We start from the raw sequence: 4,508 nt of genomic DNA on the forward strand, positions 1-4,508 counted from the left end.
GGGGCGGGGGGGGGGCCGGGGGGGCCCGGGTCGGCCTCCCGCGGGCGCCGCGGGGGGGGGGGGGGGGGGGGCCCCCCCCCCCCCCCCCACCAAAAGGGGTGAACGGTCGTAACTTTCCCGTGCGGGTCGCGTTCGGTCGCGCTAAGAGATCATCCGACTGCGCAACGTCACGCCGCACGTTCGGGGACCGCGCCCGCTCGGGGGACCGCGCTCGCTCGGGGACCGCGCCGATTCGGACACGGCCGCCCGGGACACGGTCGTCCGGGGCGGGGTCGCCCGGGACTCGGCCAGACCGGACGCCCCGGACACATCCGCCCGGGACACGGTCGCCCCGAACATTCCGGGCATGTCGGTGCGACTCCGTCGCCCCGCGTCAACTCCCGGGAAAGGCCCAGGCGTTGGGCTTGCAGTGGATCCCGTCGTGGTCGAGGAACTTCGTCTGCTGCTGCATGACGGGCGCGAGCTCGCCGTCCTTGTCGCAGGTGACATGGCCGAAGCCGAGCCGGTGGCCGACCTCGTGGTTGATGAGCATCTGCCGGTAGGCGTACATCGCGTCGCCGAAGGTCGACGATCCCTGCGCCCACCGGTAGGCGTTGATCATCACGCGCTCGGTGGCGGCCGAGTCGCAGGAGACGTTGTCCTCGGTGGTGTCCAGACCCGACTTGGCGCACCACTCGGCGGTGGTGCCGGGGCTGGCGAGCGTGATGACGAAGTCGGGCTTGCCCGAGTGGATCCGCTCGAAGGTGCGGGCGCCGCCGTGGGCCCAGCTGCGTTCGTCGTTGAGCGTCTTCTGCACAGCCTGGGCGAACAGTTCGCCGTCGAGCCCGAGGCCCTGCTCGACGTCGACGCGGTAGGTGTACTTCCGCCCCTTGCCGGGCGCCTTGGCGACGCCCGCGATCGCGTCGAACTTCCCCGACCCCTTGAGCCCGGCGGCCAGGGGGTACTTCGCGGACATCTTCTGCGTGTACGTCAGCGGGACGACGCCGGGCGACACCGAGGGGCTCGGCCGGTCGTCCCCGCGCGTGGCGTCGTCGGCGGAGCCCCGTTCGGCCCGCTCGGTCGCGGACTGGGACCGGACGGCCTGGTCGTCCCGCCCGTCGGTGACCTGTCCGGCCACCACGACGGCCAGCACCGTGGTGACGGCGGCGGCCGCGATGCCGGTGAACGCCCGCCCCTTGCCGCCCCTGGCTGCGGACGCGGACTCGTCGGCGGTCGGCGCGCCGCCGCCCCGGCCGGCGGCGACCGGGGCGCTCTCGCGGGAGACGGCGTCCACGTCGGACGCGAGGGCGTGCGGGCCGCGCTCGCGGCGGCGCGGCGACGCGTACGTCGGTCTCGCGCGCGTGAAGACGTCGTCTTCGTCGTCGCCGACGAAGGCGTCGAGGTAGTCCTGCCGCGGCCCCTGGCGCACTCCGTGACCGGAAGGACGGGGGCCCTGGCCCGGGCCGCTCGGGGGGACGGGTCGCTGACGCGGTATCACGGGCTGCCCGGTACCCGGCTGGCGCGCTCTCAAGTCCCCCCAGCCGCCTCCGGTCTCACGCTGCTCGGGGTGACCGCCGCGGACCTGCGGGAACCCGTGGGCGGGCGTCCCGTCGACGAAGCGGGGCACACCGTATCCGGGGGTGCTGTCAGGGCTGAGGGGCGGGGCCTGGACGCGGCCGCCGTGGGCGTCCGTCCGCGCCGGTCCTGCGGGACTCCCCTGAGGGGTCCCCTGTGACGCGCCCCGCGGCGTGCCGTCCCCCGCGCGCTTGGGCGCGGGTCCACGCCGGCTGTGACGTCCCACGTCGGCCTCAGCCCCCCTGGATCTCGGTCGGCGCCGTGGTGTCGGCGAGGAGTTCCCGGAAGGCTCTCGCCACCGTCTCGGGGTACTCCATCATCGCCACGTGCCCGGCGTCCGGCAGCGTCAGCAGCCGGGAGCCGCGGAAGGCGCGGGCGGAGCGCTGGGCCATGCGGTAGCCGACGAGCTGGTCGCGGCCGCCGTAGACGAGGAGCGTGGGAGCCAGGACCCGCTCGGCCTGACGCCACAGCCCGTGCTGCCCGCCCAGCGTGTAGGCGCTCAGCAGCCCGCGCGTGGAGCGCGTCAACGCGTCCCAGAAGTACGGCAGTTGCAGCCGCCGTTCCAGCTCCTGCACCGCGTCGCGGAACGCCTCCGGGCTGACCCGGCCGGGATCGCCGTAGCAGAGGCCCATGACGCCGCGGACGCGCTGCTCGGCCGTCCACTCACGGGTGAGCCGGCTGAAGAGCGCCGCCACGCCGGGCAGGCCGACCAGACCCGTGGGGACGGCGGTGCGCTGCACCCGGATCTCCGGGAGCGCCGGCGAGACCAGCGTCAGGGTGCGCACCAGGTCCGGGCGGACCGCGGCGACCCGCGTGGCCACCGCGCCGCCGAGGGAGTTGCCGAGGAGGTGGACGGGGCCGAGCTCGGCCGCGTCGAGGTAGCGGATCACGGCACGCGCGTGTGCCGTGATGGAGTAGTCGCCGTCGTCCGGTGGCGGGGAGTCGCCGAAGCCGGGGAGGTCGACGGCCTCGCTGGCCACCACCCCGTCGAGCGCGGCCATCAGCGCGGACCAGTTCTGCGAGGAGCCGCCGAGACCGTGCACGTACAGCGCCGGCTGCAGCCCCGCGCGCGCGGGGGGCCGCGAGCGGACCGTCAACGTGACGCCGGGCAGCCTCACGGACCGCAGCCGCTCGCCCTCCGCGACCCGTACTGCGGCCGCCTTCGGCAGCACGCTGGTGGGCGGCACGGAGGGAAGCTCGGTCGAAGACATGCGGGCAATGTTACGAGACGATCACGCGCGGTCTTGTGTGTTCGCCGTCACACGCGTGGGAGGTGTGCCCGATGGGGCGGTCCACGCGCCCTGTGCGAGCCGTGGCGTCCGGGCCCCGGTCCGGGGCCGGGCAGATCTCCCCTCAGGGGTCATACCTGCGGGAATCGGGGGCACTCCGCACACCGATCGCATAGCGTCCGAAACGGGTGTCTCCTAGGCTCGTATCGAGGGCACCCGCTGGTGGCCCCCGCAGTTGGCAGGGGCGTTCGTAGGAAGGGAGCCCGCCATGACCGTTGACCCCACCGACCCGGAAGCCTTCGGCGAGGACGACGACTTCGGGGAGATCGACGTGGAGGCGCCCGAGGAGGACACGGCCGAGCAGTACGCGGACGTCGCACGGGAGCGCGACGATTCCTTGGAGGAGGCCGATCCCGCCCGTGCCAACGAGGCCGACCTCGCCGAACAGGCGCGCGTCGTCTCGATCGACGAGGACGACTACCGCTGAAGGGCGCTGAGCAGGAACGGGGGCCGAGTATGCCCGGAACCTACCGTTTCAAAACCATCTCGGCCACTTCTGTCCTCGTCCAGTCCGTGAAATTCTGCGCTCGCACCGCGCACACCGGGGTTACCGAAAAGTACGATGACGGCGCGGCGCTCACCGCAAGAGGACGACCTAGGGAGGCGGCGTGACAGCCATCGAGCAGACAGAGGCGGCGCGCCCGCGGGGCACACGCCTGCCGCGCCGTGCCCGGCGGAACCAGCTGCTGGGCGCCGCCCAGGAAGTCTTCGTCGCGCAGGGCTACCACGCGGCCGCGATGGACGACATCGCCGAGCGGGCCGGCGTCAGCAAGCCGGTGCTCTACCAGCACTTCCCCGGCAAGCTCGATCTGTATCTCGCGCTGCTCGACCAGCACTGCGAGTCGCTGATCCAGGCCGTGCGCGGCGCGCTCGCGTCGACGACCGACAACAAGCAGCGCGTCCGGGCCACGATGGACGCCTACTTCGCGTACGTCGAGGACGACGGCGGCGCCTTCCGTCTGGTCTTCGAGTCGGACCTGACGAACGAGCCCGCCGTGCGCGAGCGCGTCGACAAGGTCACGGGCGAGTGCGCCGAGGCGATCTGCGAGGTCATCGCCGAGGACACGGGTCTCTCCCGGGCCGAGTCGATGCTGCTCGCCTCCGGCCTCGGCGGCCTGGCGCAGGTCGTGGCCCGTTCCTGGCTGCACAGCGACCGCAGCGTGCCGCGCGACCAGGCGGTGCAGCTGCTGGCCTCGCTGGCCTGGCGGGGCATCGCCGGGTTCCCGCTGCACGGCATCGACCAGCACTGAGCGGGCGGGGCGGGCAGATGTTCCCGCCCGCTGTTCGCTCCTGGCGTGGACGGGCGCACCGTGCACGTCCCCTCACCGGGCTAATGTGTGCAGCGTACGGCGCGGACGCCCGCGCATCTCATGACCGTCGGAGGGACAAAGCCGTGGAGGTCAAGATCGGCGTGCTGCACGCGCCTCGCGAGATCGTTCTGGAGAGCGGTCAGACTCCCGAGGAGGTCGAGCGCGTGGTGGCCGAGGCCCTGGCCGGGAAGTCGCAGCTGCTCAGCCTCGTGGACCAGCACGGCCGCAAGGTCCTGGTGCCGGCCGACCGTCTGGCCTATGTCGAGCTGGGCGAGCCCGCCCCGCGCAAGGTGGGCTTCGGCGCACTGTAGGCGCAGCGATCCGCGGGAGGGGCCCGGCGACCGACACGGTCGCC

At 73.4% G+C, this 4,508-nt stretch carries 5 protein-coding genes; 3 read left to right on the forward strand and 2 right to left on the reverse strand.

Annotated elements, in window-relative coordinates; translation table 11 throughout:
• Positions 1-373: 373 nt before the first annotated feature.
• Entirely contained in the window at positions 374-1,780 is a 1,407-nt protein-coding gene (locus tag ABT300_RS41715) for a DUF3152 domain-containing protein (protein WP_351687747.1), read from the reverse strand.
• A gap of 7 nt (positions 1,781-1,787) precedes the next feature.
• The gene (locus tag ABT300_RS41720) at positions 1,788-2,765 is read right to left on the reverse strand and encodes an alpha/beta fold hydrolase (protein WP_351687750.1); all 978 of its coding nucleotides are present in this window, start codon (positions 2,763-2,765) and stop codon (positions 1,788-1,790) included.
• 286 nt (positions 2,766-3,051) lie between these two features.
• On the opposite strand from ABT300_RS41720, the gene ABT300_RS41725 reads away from it, so the two are divergent.
• The 3 genes from ABT300_RS41725 to ABT300_RS41735 all read left to right on the forward strand — a co-directional run bounded on the left by ABT300_RS41725 (position 3,052) and on the right by ABT300_RS41735 (position 4,464).
• Positions 3,052-3,270 (forward strand): hypothetical protein, encoded by a 219-nt coding sequence (locus ABT300_RS41725; RefSeq protein WP_351687752.1) that lies wholly within the window; start codon positions 3,052-3,054, stop codon positions 3,268-3,270.
• A gap of 181 nt (positions 3,271-3,451) precedes the next feature.
• Entirely contained in the window at positions 3,452-4,093 is a 642-nt protein-coding gene (locus ABT300_RS41730; RefSeq protein ID WP_107442030.1) for a TetR/AcrR family transcriptional regulator, read from the forward strand.
• Between the two features lie 143 nt (positions 4,094-4,236).
• Positions 4,237-4,464, forward strand: coding sequence for a DUF3107 domain-containing protein (locus tag ABT300_RS41735; protein WP_020130831.1), 228 nt, complete (start codon positions 4,237-4,239; stop codon positions 4,462-4,464).
• The last annotated feature ends 44 nt before the right edge of the window (positions 4,465-4,508 follow it).

The organism is Streptomyces sp. NPDC001027 (assembly GCF_040299045.1).
GTDB lineage: Bacteria > Actinomycetota > Actinomycetes > Streptomycetales > Streptomycetaceae > Streptomyces.